Here is a 22,513-nt window from a genome sequence, read left to right as displayed (position 1 = left end):
GGTAAAGCGTTATGTCACTGCATAGCACAGAAGAGATTATCGAAGATATTCGTCAGGGTAAAATGGTTATCCTTATGGATGACGAAGATCGCGAAAACGAAGGTGATATCATTATTGCAGCCGAGTGTGTGACGCCGGAAACTATCAATTTTATGGCGCGTTATGGTCGCGGACTGATTTGTCTGACGTTAACGGAAGAACGCTGTGAGCAACTGAATTTGCCGTTAATGGTAGATAAGAACAACGCCCCATACGCAACAAGCTTTACTGTTTCGATTGAGGCCGCTGAGGGGGTAACCACAGGTATTTCCGCGGCGGACAGAGCGAAAACGGTGCTGGATGCTGTGAAAAAAGACGCCAAGCCCGAAGATTTAGTCATGCCGGGACATATTTTCCCGTTAAAGGCTAAGTCGGGCGGGGTGTTGAACCGTGCGGGACACACCGAAGCGGGTTGTGATCTTGCGCGTTTAGCCGGGTTTGAACCTGCGGCGGTTATCGTTGAAGTGCTGAACGAAGATGGCACCATGGCGCGCCGCGCTGATCTTGAAGCTTTTTCTGAAGAGCATGGTATTAAAGTCGGCACCATTGCCGATTTAATCGAATATCGCTCGATACAGGAAAAAACCATAGAGCGGGTGGCTGAATGTAATTTGCCTACGGCATTTGGCAAGTTCCGGTTAATCACTTATCAGGACACTATTGATGAACAGGTACATTATGCTCTTGTTCACGGTGACCTCTCGCAAGATAAAGTGACTAACGTACGAGTTCATTTGCAGGACACCTTCCACGATACCTTTTTAACCGAGCGCGCAGCAAAACGCAGCTGGCCAATTCAGAAAGCTATGTCCTATATTGCTGAGCACGATGGTGTGCTGGTTATTATTGGTCGTCAGCAAACCCCTGAAAGCATCATTGCTCAGGTGTGTGAATTTGAAGCGCAGGATAAAGGAGAGCAAAAACCAACAACATCGGCGTCAAATGCGTCCCGGAACGTCGGTTTAGGCTCACAGATTCTGGCAGACCTGAACATTCATAAAATGCACTTAATGAGCTCGCCAAAACGTTACTCTGCACTGTCAGGCTTTGGCCTGGAAGTGGTCGACTTTATTGAAGATAAAGACTAGCCGCTATAACGTTGTTGGAACTCATTGAGTAGTTGCTGGTGAGTCGGTGTGGCAACACCCGCCGTCTTACCAGCGTTAATTAAATAACCGGTTAACTGCTGTATCTCGGTACGCCGTTGTTGTTGAATATCCTGCAGCATGGAAGAGTGGTTTAAGGCCGTCTCCTTTGCTACTAAAAGCACCTCTTTATAGCATTCCTCAGTTGTCAAAGACGCATTTTGACTGTTCGCTACAGCTACGGCTTCTGCTACGAGGCTGTATACTTGCGCCTGCCAGCTTTCCTTCAGCAATTCGCCATTAGCGCACTGATGAACTGCAGTCAGCGGATTAATAACGCAATTAATAACGAACTTTAACCAGCGCCTCTGACTTAGATCTTGTTCCAGAGTAAGCGGAGGAAAAGCCTGTTGCAGGACCAGGCCTGGGTCAAAGTCCGTCGGCTGATTCCGGACTGCAGGGTCGACTTCCAGCCAGCTTCGGCCTGCCCCCCTGTGTTCAATACAAAGGTCGGCATTTTCATTCCTGCTTCGTACCGCACCGTGAGTTGTCACCAATGGGTATAAATTAAGCTCTTTTAACGCTTCCGGAAGTTCCACCATGCCGTTGTGACTTATTATTATGGGCATGGCTTTATTAAATCCGCGCAATGTCGTTATGCGTTGCAAGGCTTGAATCACATCAAAGGCTTTAACCGCAATAACGAACACCGTATTCTCGGCCAGAGGTTGTGTAATAACAGGAGCACTGTAGTCAGCTTTAAACTGCTTATGAGTGACTTGCCAGTTTATTTCTCGAGTTCGGTTCTTACGCGGTAAAACCGATACAGACTGCCCATGTTCCAGCAGAGCGCCGGCAATAAGCCCACCAATGGCTCCGGGGCCAAGCACGACCCAATTTAGGTTAGCCTTCGTCACGTTTTCGCTCCAGCTCGGCTATGGGTTTACGAATAAACCAGAGGAAGATAAGACTGGGAATAACCATTAAAGCAGTTAAAACAAAGAATAAAGCCCAGTTGCCATCCATATAATCGACAATTTGTCCGCTGGAGGACGACAGTACGGTTTTTCCTAAAGCTCCCAACGATGCCATAAGCGCATACTGGGTTGCGGTAAAGGTTCGGTTACAAAGTAAACTGATAAAGGCAACAAAAGCCACGGTGGACCAGGCGCTGGTAAAGCCATCAATTAAAACCGCGCTTAGAAATAGGTCTGTATCCGGGCCTACCAGAGCAATCCACGAGAACATCAGGTTAGAGGAGGCCATGGCTACGCCGCCTATGAGCAGGCCTTTAATTATGCCCAGTCGTAAGTTGACGGCACTGCCTAGTAGCGCAAAAACAATAGTTACCCACCAGGTAACCAATTTTGAATAGGTGCCGATTTCGGCATTAGTAAAGCCAACTTCTTTATAGAAAACAATCGACATTCGTCCCAGAAAAGCTTCGCCAATTTTAAACAAAAAGATAAAGGCCAGAATTGAAAACGCCAGCTTGACGCCGTTGCGGGAAAAAAACTCACCAATGGGCTGAATAACAACAAGATTGACTCTTTCTTTCATTGCAGGCCAAAAGTGGGTCAATTTCGTCTTTACCGTGGGCTCTTGATGATAAGTGGTGCGGCGCACAACAAGTACGACAGCTGCAAGGACTAACATGATGCAGCCCAGTCCGAAATAAGCGTGTTGCCATTGCCAGGTTATACCATCGACAAAAAAGAACGGCAGGGCACCTAAACCACTGTAGCCGGTCCACCATCCGGCGGTTGTCATTGCTGCACCGGCGCTTTGCAGTCGGCCTTCGTTTTCCGCAAAAGATTCAATTCGGTAGGCGTCAATGGCTATATCCTGAGTCGCTGAACTGACAGCAATGCCAAGTGCAATTAGCCCGACGAGATGAAGGTGGTCGATAATATCCAGACTCGCTAATGCGAAACAACCTCCGGCAATGAGCATCTGGCAGAAAAAAATCCAGCTTCTTCGTTGACCCAGCCAGCGAGTGAGTATCGGGATTTTTAGGTTGTCGATAATAGGCGCCCATAAAAAATTTATAGAGTAGGCGCCAAAAACCGCACCGAAATAGCCAATGACTGAGCGGGTTAGTCCAACCTCCTGCAGCCACGCTGAAAGTGCAGAGCCAATCATCACCCACGGAAAACCACTGGCTAGGCCCAGAACAAAAATAACTAATACGCGAGGCTGTTTGTAGACTTTCAAATCTTGCCAGAAAGTCGGTTTTGTTAAAGCCATTAGTTTTGAGGTACAACCTCTATACGTTTCAGAATAGGCGGGTCGACAGGTACATCAGACCAGCCAATTTCATCGCTATAGGCCTGTGATTCAAGTTTAGCCATGGCTTCAAGGACATCTAAGCCTTCAACGATACGACCAAATACAGCGTAGCCCCAGTCACCATTGTCTGGATTAAGTGAAGTATTGTCATTTAAGTTAAAGAAAAACTGGCGGGTACCTGAGTGAGGTTCACGTTCGCGAGCCATAGCAATTGTGCCATATTCGTTCTTCAAGCCGTTACCGGATTCATTCGCAATTTTTTCAAATGAGGGTTTGTCCTGAAAATCTTCGTCATAGCCGCCGCCCTGGATAACAAAGCCGGGAACTAAACGATGAAATATCGTACCGTTGTATTGTACTTTTTTCACATAACGGAAAAAGTTCTTAACGGTTAACGGAGCTGCATCGCGATTGAGCTCTACAGTGATGTTACCCATAGAAGTTATCATTTTTACCCGCGGGAAGGGGTTATCTGGCTGAATTTCAGCATGACTGACGCTGATAAAAATAGCTGCGGTGAGGCCAATAAAATATTTAAGGAAAGTCATGACTAAAAGTCCTCTTGTTCACGCATACGCAGCTTAGGATCATTAGCGATTTCCGTAAGCACCGAATTCAGTAATTGTTTGAATTGACGTTCTAAAGTTGCCTGGGCTGGTTTCAGACCACCTGTGGAGTTATAGGTTCCAGAATAAAAGTTGCTATAGCGACGATTTCCCCGGGTGGCCTCAACACGAATGGTAATACTATGCTCGAGTTCGTATTTTACGGTATGAAGAGTTGCGTCAATTAGTGCTTTTTCGATGGTGACGTACCATGTCAGACCGTTTTCATCATAAGCCCCTGTAACAGGCTGTAAAGCCTCTTCAACAACTAAGGTTAAGGGCCTTAGAGTGGGCGCGAATGCTGCTTTGTCCTGTTCTTTTTTATGACGGTATAAATAAGAATAAGAGCGTTTATCCGTGACTTTTAATTGGTTTACCTTGGTGTTTAGTTTATCAACAACAGTGTCAGCGCTAATAATTAATGGGTCAGGCTGGCTCTGGCAAGCACTGATAATAAGCAAAAAACTGGCGGCAAATAGTGTTCGGAACATAGGAGTTATCCTTTTTTATGGCGGTCATTCACCTGACGTCGATTCGTGCTATCATACGGTGAAACCGTATTGTCATAAAATACCTTACCATTATGACGATACTAGCCGACAGAAGTAAAAGGTTTTGCCGTGACTAAATTTGCTGAAATTACCGGTTGGGGAAAATGTCTGCCACCGGCTGTAATGACCAATGATGATCTTGCCACTTTCCTGGAAACCTCCGACGAGTGGATTGTTTCACGAACGGGTATTTCCGAACGTCGAGTAAGCCATGTTGGTACGTCTGAGTTGGCGACGGTTGCTGCGCGTAATGCTCTGGCCGCTGCCGATTTAGATCCCAATGAACTGGACCTCATCATTGTCGGTACTTGTACTGCAGATGAACTTATCCCCAATGTCGCTTCTAAAGTACAGCAAAATATCGGTTCAAAACATGCTGCAGCCTTTGATCTAAACGCAGCTTGCAGCAGTTTTTTATACGCGATGCATGTTGCGACTCAAGGCATAAAAACCGGCGCACATAAAAAGGTCTTACTCATAGGTGCTGAACGTTTAACCCGCATTCTGGACTGGACCAAGCGCGAAAGCGCCGTTTTATTTGGCGATGGCGCGGGCGCTATGGTACTTGAAGCCTCAGATGAAGAAGTTGGTTTGCTAGCTAGCCACATCAGTTGTGACGCAGATGCCCGCGACGTGTTAAGCCTCGATTTTGGCTCTAGCTTTGACCGCTTTAACTTTGACGGCATTATGCAATTTGATTTTGTTGGCCAGGAAATATTTAAACGTGCAGTGAAAGGCATGAGTGCGGCTGTCGACAAGGTTTTTCAGGAAACCGGCATGACCACCGACGATATCGACGCCCTTATTCCGCATCAGGCGAATAAACGGTTAATCGATTTCTTAGGTAAAATGTGCAAAGTGCCGAGCGAGAAAACCGTTATTAATATTCAGAATTACGGGAATACATCCTCAGCGACACTACCTATTGCCTTTGCTGAAGCTGCTGACAACGGTATTATCAAGCCTGGCGACAGCATTATGTCAGCCGTGTTTGGTGGTGGACTCACTTGCGGTGCCGGATTGATTAAATGGGGGCAGAGAGTCACGCCCAAACGTCCTAATCAAATGGAGCTACCGGCCGGAGATAAAAGCGCATTGGAGCTTATTGTTCCCATGCACGAAGCGACTAAAAAGGCCTGGAAAAATCGCGGTCAGTAATAATTGACGGGAGACAGATTTTGAGTACTGAAGAGCTCGTACAAGTTTCGCAAGATAACGGTGTTGTTCGCATACGTCTGAACCGACCAGCAAAGAAGAATGCCTTCACTCAGGACATGTACACTACATGTAATGAAGCGTTGAAGGCTGCAGACAACGACAGCTCGGTTCATGCAGTACTTTTTGAGTCCAGCGGTGACAGTTTTTCTGCCGGTAACGATTTAAATGACTTTTTATCAACTGAAAACTTAGATGAATCGGCTCCAGCGTTTCAGTTTTTGCATACTCTGGCCCGTGCCGAGGTACCTATAGTTGCCGCAGTAAATGGATTAGCTATAGGCATAGGCACAACGCTCTTACTGCATTGCGATATTGTTTACAGCAGTGACGACGCAGTATTTGCGTTGCCATTTGTGCAGCTCGGGTTATTGCCTGAAGCTGCCTCAAGTTTGTTGTTACCGCAAATTTGTGGTTACCAAAAAGCGGCAGAATTGTTGTTGCTCGGCGAAAGTTTTGACGCGCAGTCGGCTCAGCAAGCCGGGTTTGTTAACCATGTGGTTTCGCTTGAGCGGTTGCCTGTTGTGGTTGAAGAAACTCTGGATAAACTGCGTAAGCAATCCAGCAAGTCATTACGAATTTCCAAGCATTTATTAAAGCAGCCGACGGAGTCAGTAGCTGATCGCATCAGTCGTGAAGCGACGTTTTTTGCAAAAGCGTTAAGCTCAGATGAAGCTCGTCAGGCAATTGCTGCAAAGCTGCAGAAAAAGTAAGCAAAAGGTAAACTGTGGGTTGTTTCAGCCGGGCAACTGGTTCATAATGCAGCCCGCTTTGAACAAAGCGTTTATGGTGACTCTGCGGGTCCCCTCGCAACGCTAACTGGTGAACCCGGTCAGGCCCGGAAGGGAGCAGCCGTAGTCAGGGATGTGTGTGCCGAGGTGTGGCTGGTAGAGTCGCCACCCAATCTTTATTAATCGCCGTCAGGGCGTTTTCTTCCTTTCAAAAATTCCAGTGCTTCCGCTATTGCTTTGTGTACCTGCATTTCCATGTCCAGCCGCTTTGACGGTGGTAAAAAGAAAGCCATATCAACTTCGTGTCGAATGTAACGCGGCGGCAACTGATTAAGTACCAGGCAACTGAGATCAGCCAGAAACTCCTGACTGTGTTGCTTTTCCAGTTCCAGTTCTTCTATCCGGTCTGCAACTAAACGCTCGTAATAATTGTGAATGTCATCGTCAAATTTCATACTTTTATCCTTCTGTTAGCTCATTCTCAGTATAGACATAATAACTGGCTCTTAGTAGTTGAGCATGGGCTCTGACTAAACGTGGTAAATTACGTTGATACCCTCCGCCGATGACAGCAGCCAAAGGAATCTCATGTCGTTTAGCAAAGCCTAGTACAGCAAGGTCTCTTTGAAAAATACCCGCCAGACTAATATTTAGATGACCCAACTCGTCCCGCTGATAAATGTCGACACCGGCATCGTAAAGAATAAGATCGGGTTTAATTTCGCGGTTGATGCGTTCGAGGGTATTTTCGAGAGCCGCTAAGTATTCTTTGTCAGAGGTATGTTTAGCTAAAGGAATGTCCAGATTAGAGCTAGCTTTGGAAAATGGAAAATTACGTTCCCCGTGTATTGAGCAGGTAAAAACCCTATTATCTTTTTCAAAGAGTGTGGCGGTTCCGTCGCCTTGATGAACATCGGTATCCAGTACCACTATTTTTAGTTTTGGATGGCGAACTAGTATTTCATTGCAGGCTATTGCTAAATCGTTGAGTAGACAAAAACCACTGCCCCAGTCTTTGTGAGCATGATGGTAGCCGCCGGAAAAGTGTATGGCAACTCCCTTCGTGAGTGCCAGTTCGGTCGTCAGCAGTGTGCCCCCAGCGGAGGTTAGGGTGCGGTACAATAGCTGTTCTGACCAGGGAAAGCCTATGCGTCGCCAGCTGCTTTTATCCATGCTGTTCTGCCGTAACTGAGACAGATAGCCCGGACAGTGTGTTCGTGCTGCCTGTTCCCAGCTAAGTGGCTCAGGTTGATGCCATTGATTATTGGTTGCTCCGTGTTTAACCGCCCAGTCTTTTAGTAGGCGGTATTTCTCTATTGGGTAACGGTGTCTGGGCGGTAAATCTAATTCACTGTATAAAGGTGAGTAGATAAAAGGAACGTCAACCTTCTTCATAACGGCTAATCTTTTTCTCCAGAGAATCAATGGCCATTTGGCAGCGGTTAAGGCGTTGCTGCGCGCTTTGAATCATGGTTGGGTTATTACCCGCAGCAGCCGTATCCAGGTTTTCTGTCAGTCGTCTTTCGTAGTCACGATAAGTCACTAATTGTTGATGCATCTGCTGCAGTTGATTTTGCGCAGTAATGCGATGATCTTGCTGTTGTTTAGGTGGTCTATTAGCCCGGAAAGCTGTATTTAATGCTTCTAGCTGCAGACTGAGCTTTTCCGCAAGGTAACGTTGAGCATGATGGTTGTCGCTTTTCTGAAGCTGTCGAAAAAGGTTTTGGGTCTCTGCAACGTAATCTACAGCCAGGTTAGAACTTTGGCTGAACAGCGACGAACTAAACCAATTTTCGCTAAGCTGGCGATGTTTCTTTCTATTTTCCCCATCAATTTGCTCAGCTCGCCCCTGTAAAGTGTTGAGCAGCTGTTCAATATGTTGTATTGAGGTTACATTTAATATCTCTCTCATCCCTCTATATTAAAGGATTTTGAAACTTAGGTCACGAAATTGGGTCTACCATTGAATATAGGCTAATAAATTAATTGTTTAAAAAACGTTGAAATTGAAATGTCAGTGTTGTTCGTCGATCAAAAAGTGATACTATTCAGGAAGGAGTAATATTCCAAGTTAGGTATACATGTACCAAAACTGGGGGTATGAAATGAGTTGACGACAGGATGTCGTCCGAGAAAATATCTGGAAATTACGAGAGTCCAGAACCGTGTTCTGCACCGGATACAAAGCGACAGCTATAGCGCGGTTGACTCAGTTTACTTGGTTGACAGCGTATAGCCATCGTGGGAGTATCTTTTAGTATTGCTGCTTTCTTTGGCAATAATAATAAAGTGTAGAACGAGATCTTTTCGTCATTCAAACAACTGGTGTTTCACGCCTTAGGCGTTGAAGCGGAAGTTAAGTCAAATTGGTTGGGAACTATGACCAAAGTAATCAAAAGAACCAAACTCGCTGCAACCCTTATGGGTGTGATGGCGTTTGCTGGCACTGGCGTTGCCGCTGCACAGCAAGTAGATGTAGCTAAGCTACAAAACGAAGAGCAGAAGGTTTTGAAAGCCGGCGAACAGTCGCAAAATAAAATCGACTCTTTGTTCGAGCAAAGTCAGGACCTTCTTATCGAGTATCGTTCAGTGGTTGCTGAGTACGAGAACTTGAAAGTCTATAATGACCATGTACAACGTTTGGTTAATGACCAAAACGCAACGCTTGAGTCTCTTCAAAAGCAGATCGACGGAATCGAGCGCACCAAACAGGGCGTTGTTCCTTTGATGTATGAAATGATCGACTCTCTTGAACAGTTTGTGAAATTGGACATTCCAATTCACCGTGAAAAGCGTATGGCTCGTGTTGAGCGTTTACGCGACATCATGGACAGCTCAAGCGTCTCTACATCAGAGCAGTTTCGTCAAATCATCGAAGCTTATCAAACCGAAATGGACTACGGTTCAGGTTTGATTTCGTATCAGGGCAACCTGGAAATTGACGGCGAACAAATTGCTGTTGATTACTTCCACATGGGTCGTGTTGCATTCTTAGCTCAGTCTCTGGACTTGAAAAATGCTTGGATCTACAACAATGAAACCGATGAGTGGACTGCTTTGGAAGACGAGTTTATCCGTCCTCTGACCCAAGCGATTCGTATGTCACGTAAGCAACTTGCTTACGATCTGGTGAAACTTCCAGTATTCGCAGCGGAGAGTGCAGAATGAATAAATTAGTTAAATCATTAATGATTGCAGCAGCAGTCACCCTTTCTGCAGGTACGACTCTCGCTGCCCAGGCTCAGGATCAATCTGAAGCTAAAAGTTTAGATGAGCTGTTACAGCTTGTTGAAAAAAACCGTGTTTCTTCTCGTGAACTGAACGCTGAACGTGAGCGTGAATTCACCGCTGCTCGTGCCGATAAGCAAGCATTGCTGAATCGTGCAGAGAAGCAATTAGAAGAAGAAAAAGCTCGCGGTAAACGTTTGCAGGAAGAGTTTTCTGAAAACGAAGTTGAACTGGCGAACAAAGAACAAGAACTTGAGAATGCTAAAGGTACCTTAGGTGAAATGTTCGGTGTGGTTCGTGGTGCTGCGACAGAAACTATCGGTCGTATCGCGACTTCTATCATCAGTGCACAGTATCCAGGTCGTGAAGACGTTCTGGAAAGCTTGTCAGAAGCGAAAGAACTTCCAACTCTGGAAGAGCTGGAAGAGCTCTGGAAAGCCTTGTTAACTGAAATGGTAGAGTCAGGCAAAGTTGTTAAATTTAATACTGATGTAACCTTACTTGACGGCGGTAGTGAAAACCGTGAAGTATTGCGTGTTGGGGTTTTCAACTTGATTCAGGGTGACAACTACTTAGTCTACAACGACACGACTGAACAGGTACAACCATTAGGTCGTCAACCTGAAGGTGGCGCAACTGGACAAGCACAAGAGTTTTACAACACAGAAAGTGGTTATGAAGGTATTTTCTTAGATCCTTCTAAAGGTCAGATTCTTAGCTTGTTAACTAACAAAGCGACGTTGTCTGAACGTTATCACCAAGGTGGTACTGTTGGTTATGTAATTACTGCAGTATTAATTCTTGGTCTGTTAATTTCTGTATTCAAACTGGTTACCTTGACAACTGCTGCAGGAAAAATCCGCTCTCAGTTGAAGAACCCAGAGCAACCTAAAGACAACAACGCATTAGGCCGTATTCTTAAGGTTTATCAAGAGAATAAGAATGCAGACGTTGAAAACTTAGAGTTGAAACTGGACGAAGCAATTTTACGTGAAACCCCGAGAGTCGAAAGTGGCATTAACGTCATTAAGATCCTTGCGGCTATTGCTCCATTGCTTGGTCTGTTAGGTACAGTTGTTGGTATGATTGGTACGTTCCAGTCTATTACACTGTTTGGTACCGGTGATCCGAAGATCATGGCAGGCGATATCTCTATGGCGTTGGTAACAACAGCTATGGGTCTGATTGCAGCTATTCCATTGATTTTGGCTCACAGTATTGTGGCTTCTCGCGGCAAGTCTATTGTTCATATTCTGGACGAGCAAGCAGCGGGTATCGTAGCTGCGCATTCGGAGAAGGAGTAACCCATGCTTTACCTGATGGAACTTTGGGAATCTATCAGGGATTTTCTGGCTACCGGTGGCGATGTCCTGTACATCGTCATGGGGGTGCTCTTTCTAATGTGGGTACTGATGATTGAGCGTTATTGGTACCTTACAGGTGCTTTCCCTAAACTTCGCAATGACATTATAGCGAAATGGGATGCCCGTAAGGACACCACCTCATGGTACGCCCATAGAATCCGTGAAGCATGGATTTCCGAAGCGAACGATAAACTGAATGCACGTATTCTGTTGATAAAAACTTGTGTTGCCTTATGTCCACTAGTTGGGCTGCTGGGTACCGTAACAGGTATGATTGCGGTGTTTGAAATCATGGCAGTACAAGGGACGGGTAACCCTCGTCTAATGGCATCGGGTATTTCGATGGCAACAATCCCTACTATGGCGGGAATGGTTGCTGCGTTATCCGGTATGTTTTTCGCGACACGCCTGGAAAGTAAAGTGCGTAGAGCGAAAGAAGGCCTTGTTGACAGTTTGCCACATCACTAAGAGAGTAAAACTATGGCACGTAATCGTAATCGAGAAGAGGAAGATGCGTCGATCGACATGACGCCGATGCTCGACATCGTCTTCATTATGTTGATCTTCTTTATCGTAACGACCTCATTCGTCAAAGAAGCGGGTATTCAGGTTAATAAGCCTGAAGCCAGTAATACGACAAAGGAGCCTTCAGCTAACATCTTTATCGCTATTCGTGATACTGGTGAAGTCTGGATGGATAAACGTCAAGTGGATGTTGAGCGTGTAGGCGCTAACATTGAACGTATGCTTGCCGAACAACCAACTGATGTTGTTGTTATCCAGGCCGACAAGAAAGCTGAACATGGTGTCGTTGTAGAAGTCATGGATCAGGTTAAGGAAGCGGGTATCGATAAGATATCCATAGCTGCGGAGAATAACTAATATGGTGCGCTTTTTAGTATCTTTACTACTAGGTGCCGCCGTTACGTTTGCTCTGTTTGCTTTCATGGCTTACTTAATCGGCGGAGGAGCACAGCGCAACGAAGCGCCGGCTCCAACGCCCGTTATTGACATCGTAACGTCGCCACCTGAGTCTGACGTTCAGGAGCGTCGGCGTACACCGCCGCCGCCACCGCCGCCGCCGGAGCAGCCACCAGAAACACCACAGTCTGAGCCTGATACATCAGACAGTGGCATGAACATGAACATGGGTTTTGATGTTGATGTTGGTGGTGCTGATACAGGTCTTTCAGGGCCAGGCGGAGGACTAAACTCTGACGGAGACGCAACACCTATTGTTCGTATCGAACCGCGTTATCCGCCTTCAGCTGCAAGAAACGGCACCGAAGGTTGGGTACAGCTGCGCTTCACTATCGACCAGCAAGGTGGTGTAACTGACGTTGAAGTCATCGATTCTGAACCTCGTCGAGTTTTCGACCGTGAGGCACGGCGCGCGCTATTGCGTTGGAAGTATAAGCCCAAGGTCATTGATGGTAAGCCTGTTCGTCAGGAAGGCATGACCGTCCAGCTCGACTTCACAATGGATGGGAACTAAGAAATGAAATATACAGTTAAAACATTTGTTAGTGCCCTGGCTTTTGCTTCGGTTATGTCGATGACAACGGTTCCGGCTTCGGCGCAGGACCTTGGCTTCAACATCCCGGACAAAGAGACCGTTGAGGCGCAGAAGAAGGCTCGTGACAATAAGGCTGCTTCGCAGAGTATTGGTCGGGCAATCATGGATGCGTTTGAACTGTATGAAGAAGAAAAAATCAAAGAAGCGATAGCGGTTCTTGAAGATCAAGATCCTGACCCTGGGTACGACTCTGCGTATCTGGATCGTTTTCTTGGTAATCTTTATGCAGCAGATGAGCGCATGGCTGATGCTTTAAAAGTTTTGAAAAACGCAGTGGATCAGGACGTGCTCGGTTGGAATGACCAAGCGGCGGCTATGAAGCTGGTTGGGCAAATTAGTCTGCAAGAAGAGAAGTACGAGCAGAGCCTTGAATACCTTAGAAAATGGGTTCAATTTACAGGCGAACGTGACTCTCAGGTCTTCTTGTACATGGCTAATGCGCATTACCAGATGAAAAATTTCGCTGAAATCATTCCGTTAGCCGAGGCGTCTTTAGAAGCAGCTGAAAAACCTGATAAGAATGTCTACACGTTAATGATGGCGTCTTACTACGAGCGTAAGATGTACCCTCAGGCGATAGGAGTTCTTGAAGAAGGTTTGAATAAGTTGCCCGAAGTCACCCAATGGTGGCCGCAGTTAGCGCAGTTTTATATGTTAGAAGAAAACTTAGCTAAGTCTCTTCAAACTATGGAAATCGCGTATTTGGCTGGATATCTTGATAAGGAGAGTCAGTATAAAATGCTGGTGCAACTTTATGATAATGAAGGTATTCCGTACAAAGCTGCTGCGACTATGGAAAAGCACGTAGAAGCGGGTGATATCGAAAAGACTGCGAAGAACTTTGCGACTATCGCTAATAGTTATCATCGCGCTAAAGAACTTGAGAAAGCTGTTTCCTGGTATGAGCGCGCAGCTGAGTCAGCTGAAGAACGTGATGATAAAGGTGAGTACTACCGCAAGCAAGGTAACTTGATGCTGTTAAATGAACAGTATATTGCGGCAGCAACTCCCCTAAAAAAGGCTCTGGATTATTTGGAGCGTAATGAAGAAGGTCGTGTCTACATGTCATTAGCGGAAGCGTATTTCTATGGTGGTGACTATCGCCAGGCTATGCGTTATGTTGATGAAGCTGCAACCTTCGATGGTCAACGTCGCAGTGCTCGTAGCTGGAAGGGTTATATTAAGTCTACAGCTAAACGAAAAGGTATCGATCTCGATTAACCACTTTTCGTTTTTATAACTGCATAGTAAAACCCGGCCACAGTGTCGGGTTTTTGTTTTCTGGGGAGAGAAACATGAGGTCTCATTCGGTCGGTCTTGGCTTAAGAAACGAGTTGCTTGACGCTGCTTTAGCTGGAGATATTGATGCGGATTTTCTTGAGATAGCCCCGGAGAACTGGATACCTTTTAAAGGTTCCCGTCTGGAAAAACTCGCCCAAATAGCCGGAAAATATCAACTGACCTGCCATGGCTTATCGCTTTCTATTGGCAGCCAGGACTCGTTGAATCAAAGCTTTCTGAAAGATGTGAAGCGCTTTTTGAATGACTTTGATATTGAAATTTACAGTGAGCATTTAAGCTATTGCTCTCATAACGGCCAGTTATACGATTTACTGCCTATTCCTTTTACAGTCGATGCCGTTGCCTATGTTGGCGAACGAATTAAGCAAGTTCAGGATAGGTTAGGACAAGCTTTAATATTGGAAAACGTCTCTTATTACGCGAGTCCCTCTCCGGAATTTACCGAATTAGAATTCATTAATCAGGTTCTTGAGGCAGGTGATTGCAAACTTTTACTCGATGTAAATAACGTTTTTGTGAACAGTGTAAACCACAGCTATGACCCTTATGAATTCATCGATGGCCTGCCTTCTGAGCGAATTGTCTACGGACACATAGCCGGACATCACGAAGAATACGAAGATCTTTATATTGATACTCATGGTGCCAGCGTAAAAGACGAAGTTTTCCAGCTTCTGGATTATGCTTATGGGCGGCACGGCGTTTACCCTACTTTGTTGGAAAGAGATTTCAACTTCCCTTCGCTGGAAGAGTTAAACCAGGAGTTGAACAGGATAAAAGCGATACAGGCTCGCCATGAGTAAAATGACTTTTAAAGAAATTCAAAATCGCTTTGTGGAACAGTTAAAAGCGCCGGAAAAGTTCGTAGACGAAGCTTGGCTGGATGAGATAGAAGCGCGGCGGCTGGCTGTTTATCAGCGATTACTGCGGAATAATATCTTTCGTTTTATTGATAGTGCATTTCCTGTACTCAAAAAGCTGGCAGCGGAAAAAGAATGGGCAGAAACCAAAGAGCGGTTTTTTCGTACCTTTTCTTCTCAGTCACCATATTTTACTGGTATTGCGGCAAGCTTTGTTGAGTACCTGCAATCTCATGACGAGTTGTTTATCTTTGCGGCTGAACTGGCTCACTATGAATGGGCAGAGCTGGCGGTAGAGCAAAAGCCGTGGCCTGAAAATTATATTCACTCGGAAGAGGCGCTCAAGACGGACTCTCTTATTGTACTTAACCCTACGGCTATGGTTTCGTCATATCAGTACCCGGTTGATGAAATAAGCACTGAGTTTCAGCCTCAGGAATCCTTGCCCGAACCGCGTTTTTTGATCGTGTTTCGCGATAACAACGATAAGGTTCGCTTTATTCGCATTAATGCGATGACTTTTTTACTGTTAACAGAGCTACAAAATAGAGAGAGTATTCAACTGAATAGCTTACTCGAGCTTTTGCCTGAATTACTCCCTCAATGGCCCAAAGATCAGCTACAGCAAGGGGCCGAACAGACTTTAAACAGACTAGCCGGGCAACAATTGATATTGAAGGTAAAGAATTGAATTCAACTTTTATCGTTGTCGAGGATCGAGTATGATCAGCCCCGATTTCATCAAGAGGTAAAAGTTATGTCATCAGAAACCTTTAAAGAACCGGCAGGCAAACGATTTTTGCTTATTACGGCAGTGTTGTTCTTATTCTGGGCCTGTTTACCGCTGGTTCTGCGTTTAACACAAATTCTTTCTTCTTAAATACATCCTCATTAACTATCAGGTAAACGACATTTATGTCAGTCACTTTGCTCGTTGTCGAGGATAAAGACAAAACTCTGGAGTCTATTTGTAGCTTGATAAAGCCACTTGGCTTTGAGGTTACTGTAGCCCGGGATGGTTTAGATGGCTTAAGCAAAGCGAAACAGAGCTACTTCGATATTGTTTTGCTTGACCACAAAATGCCGGTTATGGACGGTTTGTCTTTACTGAAAAACCTGCGCGATTTAGACGCTTATCACCGTACTCCATTGTTGTTTATGTCAACTCAGGATTTGGTAGAGATAGAGCCAAAGGCATTAAAGGCCGGTGCGACTCAATGTCTGGCTAAACCTTTGAACGAGGATTTTCTGCTGGATACGCTAAAATCCTGGGCGGTGCGCTTTGTCGCATAATGATGAGACTAAGATTATGGAATCAGCCACGACTGATATAAGGGACTCTATTGGTTCCATTCCGGACTACCCTAAGCCAGGTATTATTTTCCGGGATATAACGCCTTTACTACAAAACCCGGATGCGTTCAGATTAACCATTAATACGTTAAAGCAACGCTATGCAGGGCAGGGCATAACACAAATTGCTGCTGTTGAAGCCCGTGGCTTTATTTTTGGTTCCGCATTAGCCTATGCCATGGGGTGTGGAGTTACTTTGTTAAGAAAGCCGGGGAAGTTACCCGGTAAAGTGACACGTCAGAATTATGAGTTAGAGTACGGTTCAGATGAATTGCAAATGCATGAAAACGCTTTGACTGAAAACGACAGAGTGCTAATTGTCGACGATTTACTGGCTACCGGCGGAACCGTGGTAGCTGCAAGTCAGTTGATTAAGTCTTCCGGCGCAGACGTTGTAGAAGCCGCTTTTGTGGTCTCTTTACCTGAGCTCGGCGGTGAAGATAAATTGCAGCAGGCCGGCGTTGCGTGCTATACCTTATGTCAGTTTTAATGAAACAGAGTTAATAATCCATCCTATGAGTTATCAGGTACTGGCAAGAAAATGGCGACCTTCGCAGTTTGCAGAAGTTGTCGGCCAACAACATGTTTTGAAGCCGCTTGAGCACGCGTTAGACAAGCAGCGGCTTCATCATGCTTATCTGTTTACCGGTACCCGCGGGGTTGGTAAAACCACCATTGCACGAATCCTGGCTAAAGCACTGAATTGCGAAGAAGGTATTACGGCAACGCCGTGTGGCAAATGCAGTGCCTGTCTTGAAATAGAGCAGGGACGGTTTGTTGACTTGCTGGAAATTGATGCAGCATCAAGAACCAAAGTTGAAGACACCCGCGAGTTACTTGATAACGTCCAGTATCGGCCCACCCGCGGCCGCTATAAAGTGTACTTAATTGATGAAGTGCACATGCTGTCACGGCACAGTTTTAATGCTCTGCTGAAAACACTGGAAGAACCACCGGAGCACGTAAAGTTCCTGCTGGCGACCACCGATCCGCAGAAGCTACCGGTTACCATTTTATCGCGTTGTCTGCAGTTTAATTTAAAAGCCTTGTCGAACGACGATATTACGCAGCAGCTTAGCTATGTTTTATCGCAGGAACAGGTTCAGGCTGATTCCGAAGCGCTGCCACTGTTGGCTCGTTCTGCCCGTGGCAGTATGCGCGATGCGCTTAGCTTAACCGACCAGGCTATTGCCCAGGGTGGCGGTTCGGTTAGTATCGACAGTGTCAGACGTATGCTCGGCAACGTGCCCGTGGCCGATATTGCCGCATTACTGGAATCTGTTCTCGAAGGGGATGCAGAAGCTGTAATGCAACGTGTGGACAGTATGGTATCCATGGTACCGGACTTGAGTTCGGTGCTGGTCGAGCTACAAAGCTTATTGCATCAGCTGGCGTTGGTTCAGCAAGTACCCAGTGCCGCTAATGTGTTCGAAAACAGTGATGTCCTGAAACCATTATTGCGACGCATGCCGGCTGAACTTATTCAGGTTTTTTATCGCACGGTTCTGGAAGGTCGCCGCGAGCAGGCTTACGCTATAGACGCACGTAGCGGACTCGAAATGACTTTATTGCGGCTGCTGTGTTTCCGCCCGGCAGAAAAGGGCGATTACAACATTACTGAACCAGACTCGTCTGCTGTTGATATGCCTGAGTCGAAGCTAACGGCTCCTGCTCAGGAAGTGACTGAGACTGAAGCCGGGTCTGTAGCAGAAGTAACACCGCAGGCAGGACCAGAGCCGCAGCCTGAAGCGGAATTATCGGAGCCTATGCAACCGTCTTATAGTGAGCATGAAGAGCCTCCTGAATTTAATTACTCTGAACCGGATGATGATGCGGGCTTCTATCATAATGATGCGCCTCCGTATCATATGGAAGAGGCCGCTAAGTCGGAGCCAGTACCTGAGCCAACAGCAGATCAAACAGCAGAGCCAACGCCTGAGCCAGCGGCGCAGAGCAGTTCTGGCGTAGCCGATCTTTTACGCGTGCGAGAGCAACTGGCTGAAAAAAAAAATCCCGACAATAGCAACAAAACATTAAACAGCCAGACAGAAAACAGCTCGCCGGTGGCGTTAACTGTTCCGGCAGAAGCCGAACCAGAAGCTCACCCCGAGCATCAGCCGGAATCAAAAGACGAATTAAACGAAGAACTGCCAGAATTAAATGACGATATCCGCGAAGCCGCCGAAGTTGATAAATGGAGTGCCATGATAGCAGGCATGGACATTTCCGGGCTGGCTCGTCAGGTGTTGTTAAACTCCGAACTGCAAAAGCTTGGCGATGACGACTGGTTGATTCTGGTGGCTGAAGAACAAAAAAGTTTATTGAACGAATCGACCAGTCAGGCCGTCAGAGAGTCTTTGGCCGGGTTATTAGGGGCGACTGCAAGGGTAGAGTTTAAAGTTGGCGTGCCGAGCCAGCCAACACCTTTAATGGTGCAACAGCATATCAATGAATACCGTCACCAGCGCGCGTGTGAAATATTACACGGAGACGCCGGCGTACAAGACTTACAACAAAGGTTTCAAGCGCAAATTGATGAGTCATCAATTCAGGCGCGTTAATTTTTTAAAAGCTTAAACGAGGAATAAAATTATGTTTAAAGGTGGAATGGGTAACATGATGAAGCAGGCGCAACAAATGCAGGAGCGCATGCAAAAAGCCCAGGAAGAAGTCGCCAATATGGAAGTTACCGGTGAAGCCGGTGCAGGCCTGGTTAAAATTACCATGCTGGGTAACCACAACGTAAAGCGCGTAAGCATTGACCCAAGCCTAATGGAAGACGATCAGGAAATGCTGGAAGACTTAATTGCTGCAGCTACCAACGATGCTGTGCGTCGCGTTGAAGAAACCAGCAAAGAGCGCATGTCTGAAATAACCGGCGGTATGGGTTTACCTCCGGGCTTTAAAATGCCTTTCTAAGTAGTAAGGTCAGTTAATGAGTATTAGTCCGGCAATCGATCAACTGGTCGAGAATTTAAAACGCCTACCGGGTGTTGGCCAAAAGTCAGCACAGCGTATGGCGTTTCATTTGCTTGAGCGCGATCGCGGTGGAGCCTCAAGGCTTGCCGAGTCTTTGCAGTCTGCGGTGGAAAAAGTAGGCCACTGCGAGTGTTGCCGGACCTTAACCGAAGAACCCTTGTGTCGCATTTGCAGCAACCCGATGCGGCGCGAAAATGGTGTGCTTTGTATTGTTGAAACACCCGCCGACGTATTAGCCATTGAACAGACCTCTCAATTTCAGGGGCGTTATTTTGTGCTGATGGGACATTTGTCGCCGCTGGATGGTATTGGGCCGGCAGACATTGGTCTGGATGAACTGGAGCGGCAACTGCAGAGCGAGCCGGTGGAGGAAATTGTGCTGGCGACTAACCCGACTGTGGAAGGGGATGCTACCGCGCACTATATTGCCGACATTGCCGCGCAATTGAATATCAACACCACCCGAATTGCTCACGGGGTGCCAGTAGGCGGTGAGCTGGGTTATGTTGATCAAACCACACTGGGTCACGCCTTCAGTGGTCGAAAACAATTTTCCCGATGACTTGAAAATGTCTCCTGCGCCCCCATTGTTATTGCCATAGGTAATAACAGTAGGAGAAATATACTATGGCGGAAGCCGGTCAAATGGAAAAACATGGATTTCAGACAGAAGTAAAACAATTGCTTCACCTGATGATTCATTCTTTGTATTCCAATAAAGAAATTTTCTTACGCGAATTGGTCTCTAATGCGTCCGACGCAGCAGATAAATTGCGCTTTAAAGCCTTAAGCGACAACTCTCTGTACGGTGACGACAGTGACCTGCACGTTCGTGTTTCTGTTGATAAAGACAGCCGCACTATTACCATCAGCGACAATGGCGTTGGTATGACGCGCGACGACGTGATGAATAATCTGGGAACCATTGCCAAGTCAGGCACTGCGGAGTTCTTTGGTCAGCTGTCCGGCGACGAAGCAAAAGACAGTAAGCTTATCGGTCAGTTTGGTGTTGGCTTCTATTCAGCCTTTATTGTTGCTGATGAAGTTACCGTAAGAACCCGTTCAGCATTAGATAAAGACGCTCGCGGAGTCGAATGGCGCTCGCAAGGTGAAGGCGATTTCGAAATTGCTGACATTGATAAAGCCCGTCGCGGCACGGATATTATTTTGCACCTGAAAGACGATGCCGATGAATTCTTAGATGAAAATCGTCTGCGCGGCATTATCAATAAGTATTCAGAACACCTGAGTATCCCGGTTCAAATGTGGAAAGAACCGGTACCTGAGTCAGAAGACGACGAAGGCAACAAAGTGGAAGGGCAGCCCGGCGAATGGGAGACCGTAAACTCAGGTCAGGCACTCTGGACTCGTGAAAAGTCAGACATTACGGACGAAGAATACAAAGAGTTCTATAAGACCGTAGCGCACGACTTTGATGAACCACTGCTGTGGAGCCACAACAAAGTTGAAGGCACAACCGAATACACTAATTTGCTGTACATTCCAAAACGCGCTCCGTGGGACTTATGGAACCGCGAACAACAGCACGGCGTTAAGCTTTATGTGAAGCGTGTTTTTATTATGGACGACGCTGAGCAGTTAATGCCGACTTACCTGCGTTTTGTGCGTGGTTTGGTTGACTCAAACGACTTACCGCTGAACGTTTCGCGTGAAATTTTGCAGGATAATAAAATCACCCGTGCAATGCGTAATGGCAGTACCAAAAAAGTACTGCAAATGCTGAAGAAGCTGGCAAAAGACGACAAAGAACAGTATCAACAATTCTGGGATACCTTCGGGAATGTGCTGAAAGAAGGTCCGGCGGAAGATCACACTAACCGTGAGCGTATTGCCGAGCTGCTGCGTTTTGCTTCAACGCATAACGAAGGCGCAGTGCAGTCAGTCAGCCTGGACGACTACATTGAGCGAATGAAAGAAGGCCAGGATAAAATCTTCTACATTGTTGCTGACAGCTACGAAGCCGCCAGAAATAACCCTGCACTGGAAATCTTCAACAAGAAAGGCATTGAAGTGTTGCTGCTTTCAGAGCGCATTGATGAATGGTTGATGAGCCACCTGACTGAATTTAAAGAGAAACAGTTGCAGTCAGTGACTCGTGGTGACCTTGATTTAGGCGAACTGGACGACGAAGAAGACAAGGCCGAGCAGGAAAAAGCCGAAGAAGCCTTTAAAGAAAACCTGGAACGCTTTGAAAAAGCCTTAGGTGATAAAGTTAAGAAGGTTCGTGTGACTAACCGCTTAACCAACTCGCCGGCCTGTATCATTACCGATGACAATGATATGAGTACGCAAATGGCTAAGTTGATGGAAGCCGCCGGTCAGGCGGTTCCTGAAACTAAGTACATCTTTGAAGTAAATCCAGAACATCCGTTGGTTCAGCGCATGCTGACCAAAGAAGATGATACCTTTAAAGAATGGGCTGAAGTGTTATTAGATCAGGCCACTTTAGCGGAGCGGGGCAACCTGAAAGATCCAGCCTCCTTCGTTACCCGCCTTAACAAATTAATGCTTAACGCTTAATTTCGTATCAACCGCTGTGGGTAAGTCATTGCCTGCAGCGGCTTTCTGCGCTTGTAATAGCCCGCCTGTCAGGGTAAAGTTCGGGGCAGACTTTTGAATCATGCAAAGAGGTTTTCTATGCGCATTATTTTGTTAGGCGCCCCGGGAGCTGGAAAAGGAACTCAGGCACAATTCCTGATGAATACTTTTGGGATCCCTCAAATTTCCACCGGTGATATGCTGCGTTCAGCAATAAAATCCGGATCAGAACTGGGTAAAAAGGCCAAACAAGTTATGGATGCCGGACAGTTAGTGTCGGACGACATCATTATCGAGTTGGTCAAAGAACGAATTGCAGAGCCAGACTGCCAGAATGGTTTTTTACTCGACGGTTTTCCAAGAACCATTCCGCAAGCCGACGCGATGCGTGATAACGGTATTGAAATTGATTACGTGCTGGAATTTGATGTTCCGGACGAAATTATTGTTGATCGCATGAGTGGTCGCCGTGTCCACCCTGGTTCCGGCCGTGTTTATCATGTTGAGCACAATCCACCGAAAGTGGAAGGCAAAGACGATGAAACGGGTGAAGATTTGGTTGTTCGCCCGGATGATCAGGAACAGACGGTTCGTAAACGTCTTTCGGTTTACCACGAACAGACCGAGCCTCTGGTAGAGTATTATCAAAAGCTGTCTGAAGAAGGTAAGACGGAGTATCACAAAATTGATGGTACACAACCCGTTGAAAGAGTCAGTGAGCAACTGGGCGATTTGCTCAGAAAGTAATTTTTTACTAAAAGGCTCACATGGTGAGCC

The 22,513-nt window shown here is 46.3% G+C and carries 26 protein-coding genes and 1 other RNA gene; 20 read left to right on the top strand and 7 right to left on the bottom strand.

What is annotated here, in order from left to right; translation table 11 throughout:
- Positions 1-11 precede the first annotated feature (11 nt).
- Entirely contained in the window at positions 12-1,127 is a 1,116-nt protein-coding gene (gene ribBA, locus DEU30_RS08660; RefSeq protein WP_011235101.1) for a bifunctional 3,4-dihydroxy-2-butanone-4-phosphate synthase/GTP cyclohydrolase II, read from the top strand.
- On the opposite strand, the gene DEU30_RS08655 is transcribed toward ribBA, so the two are convergent.
- Genes DEU30_RS08655 through DEU30_RS08640 form a run of 4 tightly spaced genes read right to left on the bottom strand, consistent with a single transcriptional unit; the run spans position 1,124 to position 4,509 of the window.
- Positions 1,124-2,041 (bottom strand): 2-dehydropantoate 2-reductase, encoded by a 918-nt coding sequence (locus tag DEU30_RS08655; protein ID WP_110014250.1) that lies wholly within the window; start codon positions 2,039-2,041, stop codon positions 1,124-1,126. The two genes, ribBA and DEU30_RS08655, sit on opposite strands and share 4 nt — an antisense overlap.
- On the bottom strand, positions 2,028-3,371 hold the full coding sequence (locus DEU30_RS08650; RefSeq protein ID WP_110014251.1) for an MFS transporter: 1,344 nt from the start codon (positions 3,369-3,371) through the stop codon (positions 2,028-2,030). Before DEU30_RS08650 ends, DEU30_RS08655 begins: the two co-directional genes overlap by 14 nt.
- Positions 3,371-3,961 carry a peptidylprolyl isomerase gene (locus DEU30_RS08645; protein WP_114982010.1) on the bottom strand — a complete coding sequence of 197 codons (591 nt, stop codon included), beginning with the start codon at positions 3,959-3,961 and terminating at the stop codon, positions 3,371-3,373. The genes DEU30_RS08650 and DEU30_RS08645 overlap by 1 nt, the downstream gene beginning before the upstream one ends.
- A 2-nt stretch (positions 3,962-3,963) precedes the next feature.
- Positions 3,964-4,509, bottom strand: coding sequence for a YajG family lipoprotein (locus DEU30_RS08640; RefSeq protein WP_114982009.1), 546 nt, complete (start codon positions 4,507-4,509; stop codon positions 3,964-3,966).
- A 129-nt stretch (positions 4,510-4,638) separates the two neighbouring features.
- Between DEU30_RS08640 and DEU30_RS08635 the strand changes: the two genes are divergently transcribed.
- From DEU30_RS08635 to ffs, 3 genes are all read left to right on the top strand, one after another.
- Positions 4,639-5,727: a ketoacyl-ACP synthase III gene (locus DEU30_RS08635; protein WP_011235096.1), complete on the top strand. Its 1,089-nt coding sequence runs from the start codon at positions 4,639-4,641 to the stop codon at positions 5,725-5,727.
- Between the two features lie 20 nt (positions 5,728-5,747).
- Entirely contained in the window at positions 5,748-6,497 is a 750-nt protein-coding gene (locus DEU30_RS08630) for an enoyl-CoA hydratase (protein ID WP_011235095.1), read from the top strand.
- Between the two features lie 83 nt (positions 6,498-6,580).
- An RNA gene (gene ffs, locus DEU30_RS08625) (signal recognition particle sRNA small type) lies at positions 6,581-6,677 on the top strand.
- Positions 6,678-6,694: 17 nt separating this feature from the next.
- On the opposite strand, the gene DEU30_RS08620 is transcribed toward ffs, so the two are convergent.
- Genes DEU30_RS08620 through priC form a run of 3 tightly spaced genes read right to left on the bottom strand, consistent with a single transcriptional unit; the run spans position 6,695 to position 8,427 of the window.
- Positions 6,695-6,970 carry a late competence development ComFB family protein gene (locus DEU30_RS08620; RefSeq protein WP_011235094.1) on the bottom strand — a complete coding sequence of 92 codons (276 nt, stop codon included), beginning with the start codon at positions 6,968-6,970 and terminating at the stop codon, positions 6,695-6,697.
- A gap of 4 nt (positions 6,971-6,974) precedes the next feature.
- Positions 6,975-7,910, bottom strand: coding sequence for a histone deacetylase (locus DEU30_RS08615; RefSeq protein WP_114982008.1), 936 nt, complete (start codon positions 7,908-7,910; stop codon positions 6,975-6,977).
- Positions 7,897-8,427, bottom strand: coding sequence for a primosomal replication protein PriC (gene priC / locus DEU30_RS08610; RefSeq protein ID WP_011235092.1), 531 nt, complete (start codon positions 8,425-8,427; stop codon positions 7,897-7,899). Before priC ends, DEU30_RS08615 begins: the two co-directional genes overlap by 14 nt.
- A gap of 467 nt (positions 8,428-8,894) precedes the next feature.
- Here priC and DEU30_RS08605 point away from each other — a divergent pair, with 467 nt between their 5' ends.
- From DEU30_RS08605 to adk, 16 genes are all read left to right on the top strand, one after another.
- Positions 8,895-9,683, top strand: coding sequence for a DUF3450 domain-containing protein (locus DEU30_RS08605; RefSeq protein WP_041291783.1), 789 nt, complete (start codon positions 8,895-8,897; stop codon positions 9,681-9,683).
- Positions 9,680-11,047: a MotA/TolQ/ExbB proton channel family protein gene (locus DEU30_RS08600; protein ID WP_011235090.1), complete on the top strand. Its 1,368-nt coding sequence runs from the start codon at positions 9,680-9,682 to the stop codon at positions 11,045-11,047. Before DEU30_RS08605 ends, DEU30_RS08600 begins: the two co-directional genes overlap by 4 nt.
- Positions 11,048-11,050: 3 nt before the next feature.
- Complete coding sequence (locus DEU30_RS08595) at positions 11,051-11,575, top strand: MotA/TolQ/ExbB proton channel family protein (RefSeq protein ID WP_011235089.1); 525 nt, start codon at positions 11,051-11,053, stop codon at positions 11,573-11,575.
- Positions 11,576-11,587: 12 nt separating this feature from the next.
- A complete protein-coding gene (locus DEU30_RS08590; protein ID WP_011235088.1) occupies positions 11,588-11,989 on the top strand; it encodes a biopolymer transporter ExbD in 402 nt (133 codons plus the stop codon).
- A 1-nt stretch (position 11,990) separates the two neighbouring features.
- Positions 11,991-12,602: an energy transducer TonB gene (locus tag DEU30_RS08585; protein ID WP_114982007.1), complete on the top strand. Its 612-nt coding sequence runs from the start codon at positions 11,991-11,993 to the stop codon at positions 12,600-12,602.
- 3 nt (positions 12,603-12,605) lie between these two features.
- On the top strand, positions 12,606-13,904 hold the full coding sequence (locus DEU30_RS08580; protein ID WP_114982006.1) for a hypothetical protein: 1,299 nt from the start codon (positions 12,606-12,608) through the stop codon (positions 13,902-13,904).
- A 74-nt stretch (positions 13,905-13,978) separates the two neighbouring features.
- Entirely contained in the window at positions 13,979-14,788 is an 810-nt protein-coding gene (locus DEU30_RS08575) for a DUF692 domain-containing protein (RefSeq protein ID WP_114982005.1), read from the top strand.
- Between the two features lies 1 nt (position 14,789).
- The gene (locus tag DEU30_RS08570) at positions 14,790-15,536 is read left to right on the top strand and encodes a putative DNA-binding domain-containing protein (RefSeq protein WP_227016350.1); all 747 of its coding nucleotides are present in this window, start codon (positions 14,790-14,792) and stop codon (positions 15,534-15,536) included.
- Positions 15,537-15,602: 66 nt separating this feature from the next.
- Complete coding sequence (locus tag DEU30_RS13730) at positions 15,603-15,725, top strand: hypothetical protein (RefSeq protein WP_255801606.1); 123 nt, start codon at positions 15,603-15,605, stop codon at positions 15,723-15,725.
- 35 nt (positions 15,726-15,760) lie between these two features.
- A complete protein-coding gene (locus DEU30_RS08565) occupies positions 15,761-16,138 on the top strand; it encodes a response regulator (RefSeq protein WP_114982003.1) in 378 nt (125 codons plus the stop codon).
- Between the two features lie 16 nt (positions 16,139-16,154).
- Positions 16,155-16,688, top strand: a complete 534-nt coding sequence (locus DEU30_RS08560) for an adenine phosphoribosyltransferase (RefSeq protein WP_011235082.1) — start codon at positions 16,155-16,157, stop codon at positions 16,686-16,688.
- A gap of 25 nt (positions 16,689-16,713) precedes the next feature.
- Complete coding sequence (gene dnaX / locus DEU30_RS08555; protein WP_114982002.1) at positions 16,714-18,759, top strand: DNA polymerase III subunit gamma/tau; 2,046 nt, start codon at positions 16,714-16,716, stop codon at positions 18,757-18,759.
- A gap of 31 nt (positions 18,760-18,790) precedes the next feature.
- Positions 18,791-19,117 (top strand): YbaB/EbfC family nucleoid-associated protein, encoded by a 327-nt coding sequence (locus tag DEU30_RS08550; RefSeq protein WP_034823014.1) that lies wholly within the window; start codon positions 18,791-18,793, stop codon positions 19,115-19,117.
- Positions 19,118-19,133: 16 nt separating this feature from the next.
- Positions 19,134-19,739, top strand: a complete 606-nt coding sequence (recR, locus tag DEU30_RS08545) for a recombination mediator RecR (protein WP_011235079.1) — start codon at positions 19,134-19,136, stop codon at positions 19,737-19,739.
- A gap of 65 nt (positions 19,740-19,804) precedes the next feature.
- Positions 19,805-21,718, top strand: coding sequence for a molecular chaperone HtpG (htpG, locus tag DEU30_RS08540; protein WP_114982001.1), 1,914 nt, complete (start codon positions 19,805-19,807; stop codon positions 21,716-21,718).
- 117 nt (positions 21,719-21,835) lie between these two features.
- Positions 21,836-22,483, top strand: coding sequence for an adenylate kinase (gene adk, locus DEU30_RS08535; protein WP_011235077.1), 648 nt, complete (start codon positions 21,836-21,838; stop codon positions 22,481-22,483).
- The last annotated feature ends 30 nt before the right edge of the window (positions 22,484-22,513 follow it).

This window comes from Idiomarina sp. 017G, from assembly GCF_004362265.1.
Lineage (GTDB): Bacteria > Pseudomonadota > Gammaproteobacteria > Enterobacterales > Alteromonadaceae > Idiomarina > Idiomarina loihiensis.
Note: the sequence above shows the minus strand (reverse complement) of the source record. Positions and strands in the feature narration are given on the sequence as shown.

Coding starts and splice junctions, on each gene's coding strand:
- DEU30_RS08585 (WP_114982007.1), top strand. CDS start 11,991: ATGGTGCGCTTTTTAGTATCTTTACTACTAGGTGCCGCCGTTACGTTT.
- DEU30_RS08570 (WP_227016350.1), top strand. CDS start 14,790: ATGACTTTTAAAGAAATTCAAAATCGCTTTGTGGAACAGTTAAAAGCG.
- DEU30_RS08550 (WP_034823014.1), top strand. CDS start 18,791: ATGTTTAAAGGTGGAATGGGTAACATGATGAAGCAGGCGCAACAAATG.
- DEU30_RS08565 (WP_114982003.1), top strand. CDS start 15,761: ATGTCAGTCACTTTGCTCGTTGTCGAGGATAAAGACAAAACTCTGGAG.
- DEU30_RS08595 (WP_011235089.1), top strand. CDS start 11,051: ATGCTTTACCTGATGGAACTTTGGGAATCTATCAGGGATTTTCTGGCT.
- priC (WP_011235092.1), bottom strand. CDS start 8,427: ATGAGAGAGATATTAAATGTAACCTCAATACAACATATTGAACAGCTG.
- adk (WP_011235077.1), top strand. CDS start 21,836: ATGCGCATTATTTTGTTAGGCGCCCCGGGAGCTGGAAAAGGAACTCAG.
- DEU30_RS08605 (WP_041291783.1), top strand. CDS start 8,895: ATGACCAAAGTAATCAAAAGAACCAAACTCGCTGCAACCCTTATGGGT.
- DEU30_RS08640 (WP_114982009.1), bottom strand. CDS start 4,509: ATGTTCCGAACACTATTTGCCGCCAGTTTTTTGCTTATTATCAGTGCT.
- recR (WP_011235079.1), top strand. CDS start 19,134: ATGAGTATTAGTCCGGCAATCGATCAACTGGTCGAGAATTTAAAACGC.
- ribBA (WP_011235101.1), top strand. CDS start 12: ATGTCACTGCATAGCACAGAAGAGATTATCGAAGATATTCGTCAGGGT.
- DEU30_RS08575 (WP_114982005.1), top strand. CDS start 13,979: ATGAGGTCTCATTCGGTCGGTCTTGGCTTAAGAAACGAGTTGCTTGAC.
- DEU30_RS08600 (WP_011235090.1), top strand. CDS start 9,680: ATGAATAAATTAGTTAAATCATTAATGATTGCAGCAGCAGTCACCCTT.
- DEU30_RS08650 (WP_110014251.1), bottom strand. CDS start 3,371: ATGGCTTTAACAAAACCGACTTTCTGGCAAGATTTGAAAGTCTACAAA.
- DEU30_RS08580 (WP_114982006.1), top strand. CDS start 12,606: ATGAAATATACAGTTAAAACATTTGTTAGTGCCCTGGCTTTTGCTTCG.
- DEU30_RS13730 (WP_255801606.1), top strand. CDS start 15,603: ATGTCATCAGAAACCTTTAAAGAACCGGCAGGCAAACGATTTTTGCTT.
- htpG (WP_114982001.1), top strand. CDS start 19,805: ATGGCGGAAGCCGGTCAAATGGAAAAACATGGATTTCAGACAGAAGTA.
- DEU30_RS08615 (WP_114982008.1), bottom strand. CDS start 7,910: ATGAAGAAGGTTGACGTTCCTTTTATCTACTCACCTTTATACAGTGAA.
- DEU30_RS08560 (WP_011235082.1), top strand. CDS start 16,155: ATGGAATCAGCCACGACTGATATAAGGGACTCTATTGGTTCCATTCCG.
- DEU30_RS08620 (WP_011235094.1), bottom strand. CDS start 6,970: ATGAAATTTGACGATGACATTCACAATTATTACGAGCGTTTAGTTGCA.
- DEU30_RS08590 (WP_011235088.1), top strand. CDS start 11,588: ATGGCACGTAATCGTAATCGAGAAGAGGAAGATGCGTCGATCGACATG.
- dnaX (WP_114982002.1), top strand. CDS start 16,714: ATGAGTTATCAGGTACTGGCAAGAAAATGGCGACCTTCGCAGTTTGCA.
- DEU30_RS08645 (WP_114982010.1), bottom strand. CDS start 3,961: ATGACTTTCCTTAAATATTTTATTGGCCTCACCGCAGCTATTTTTATC.